Origin of the sequence: Zavarzinia aquatilis (assembly GCF_003173035.1) — a bacterium.
GTDB classification, from domain to species: Bacteria; Pseudomonadota; Alphaproteobacteria; order Zavarziniales; family Zavarziniaceae; genus Zavarzinia; species Zavarzinia aquatilis.
This window is the reverse complement of sequence record NZ_QGLE01000034.1, coordinates 1-2309: the sequence shown is the minus strand read 5'-3', so window position 1 is coordinate 2309 and position 2309 is coordinate 1. Positions and strand designations below refer to the sequence as shown.

The 2309-nt window shown below is 69.1% G+C and carries 3 protein-coding genes; all 3 read left to right on the top strand.

The features are described 5' to 3' along the window. A partial coding sequence (locus DKG74_RS21330) for a Mu transposase C-terminal domain-containing protein (protein WP_207779460.1) occupies nt 1–911 on the top strand: 911 nt, incomplete at its 5' end. Nucleotides 912–972: 61 nt separating this feature from the next. After that, complete coding sequence (locus DKG74_RS21325; protein ID WP_133251681.1) at nt 973–1710, top strand: AAA family ATPase; 738 nt, start codon at nt 973–975, stop codon at nt 1708–1710. Next, on the top strand, nt 1710–2309 hold a 600-nt coding region (locus tag DKG74_RS21320; RefSeq protein WP_109908195.1), incomplete at its 3' end, for a hypothetical protein. The genes DKG74_RS21325 and DKG74_RS21320, both read left to right, overlap by 1 nt.

Below are 2309 nucleotides of genomic sequence, written 5' to 3'. Positions count from 1 at the left end.
TCGGCGAAGACGATCACGACGCCTTCTGCGTCTCGTTGACCGGCGAAGAGTTGCAGCGCCGCCTCGACGCCTGGTGCGCCGAGGATTACGCGCAGCGTCCCCATGCCGGCCTCGACGGGCTGAGCCCGGCCGAGCGCGCCCGCAGCTATGCCGGCGAAATCCGCCGCATCGCCGATCCCCGCGCGCTGGACCTGCTGCTGATGGACCTGCCCTCGGGCGGCGGCTATCGCGTCGTCACCAAGAAGGGCGTTTCGGTCGAAAAGGCCAGCTTCTGGGGGCCGGGTATGGTGGTCGGCCACAAGGTCCGGGTGCGACTGGACCCGACCGACATGGGCCGAATCTACGTCTACACGGCCGCCGACGACGCCTTCATTTGCGTTGCGGAAAACCCCGAGAGATTGGGCATTTCCCGGGCCGAGGTCGCCGCAAAGGCCCGGGCCGACCAGCGGTCCGAGACCGCCAGCTTGCGCAAGCGCCTGCAATCCGTCACCCGCCGTCTCCGCCCCTTCCACGAGGTCGCGGCCGAACTGGCCCGCGAGGCCCTGCCGCCGGTCGTGGAGTTTCCACGCCCCAGCGAGGCTTACACCACACCGGCCCTGCAGGCAGCCGCCGATGCGGCGGGCAGCGAGCGGCCGATGCCGCTGGCGCCCGAGGCCGCAGGGCCGCGCCAACCGGCGCAGATCATCACCCTGGGCAAGTCTCCGTCCGCCGTGGACGCCGAGGACGAGGCCAAGACCCGCCGCGTCGCGAGGTGGAAGGAACTGGACGCCCTGATCAAAGCCGGGGCCGAGGTCGAGGCGCGGGATCGCCGCTGGCACACGGCCTACGGCAAGGACGCCGAGCTGGTGACCGCACTGAACGTCGAGAAGTGGAGAGCGGAGGGTCTGGTGGCCGGCGGCAGGTCGGCATGAGTGACCCCGCCCGGCGGCAACCGGGCGGGGCTGAACAAGAACCAAATGTGAGGACTGCAAAGTGACACGACATCAACAGATTGGCAAGCCGGCCGCCGCGATGCTGCGGAATGTGCTGGGCTTGCTCGAAGCCATCGAGCGGCTGCGCAAACGCAACGATCACCTCTCGGGCCTTGGCTGCATGTACGGCCCGTCCGGCTTCGGCAAGACGGTGGCCTGCGCCACGGCGGCGGCGACGCAAGCGGCCGTCCATGTCGAGGCGCGGTCGAGCTGGGGCAAGCGAGATTTTCTCGAAACCCTCTCGATAGCCCTCGGCCTGATGCCGGCCAAGACCATCGCCAAGATGGCCCAGGCCATCGGCGATCACCTTCGGGACTATCAGCCGACCCTGCTGATCGACGAGGCCGATATCCTCGTCGACAAGGGCATGATCGAGCTGGTGCGCGAGCTGCACATGGTGTCCGAGGCGCCGATCGTGCTGATCGGCGAGGAGGCCCTGCCGACCAAGCTCAAGCGGTATGAGCGGGTGCATAACCGGGTGCTGGTCTGGGTGCCGGCGCAGCCGGCGTCGCTGGCCGACGCCCGCCAGCTGGCCGAGATGTATGTCGACGGCATCGAGGTCGCCGACGATCTGCTCGGCCATATCGTCGAGCAGCGGCGCGGCCGCACGCGCCGAATCGTGTCCAACCTCGAACAGGTGCAACAGGTCGCGATACGCGAAGGCATCGAGCGCGCCGATCTCTCCTGGTGGGGCGGGCGCAGCCTCGACACCGGCGAAGCGCCGACGAGGAAGCTGTGATGGCGCCCGCCATGCTCATCAAGCCGGCGGCGGGCCAGAAGAGCCCGGCCGCCATGGCAGCGGCGGGGCGCGGGATGCCACGCGACATCATGTGGGCGAAGATCCGCGAGCTCCGCGCCTTCGTGCTCGAAGATGTCGCGGCGCCGGCCCGCCTCGACCCGACATCGGCGCGCCACTACGCCAATTGCCTCGTCGCCGCCGGCATCCTGTCGGTCCACGGCGGCGGCAAGGGGCAGCCCGCCCGGTATGAGCTGGCCAACGATCCGGGGCGGCGCACGCCGCGTGTCGATGTGGACGGCAATCCGGTGCAGCAGGGCAGCGCCCGTGCCGCCGCCTGGCGGGCCATGCGGTCGCTCAAGGTCTTCTCGATCCGCGACCTTCATGTGACCTCTGGGATTTCGGAGGTCGATGCGAAATCGTACCTCAAATATCTCGTCAAGGCCGGCTACGTCGCCTTCCGCGTCAAGGGCGCGGGTGGCAAGCCCTCGACTTATCGCCTGGTCGAGGCCGCGTGGCGCGGCCCCCTGCCGCCGCAGGTCACGCGGATCAAGGTGGTCTACGACCCCAATATCCGCGAGGTGACATGGCCGCGTGCGGAT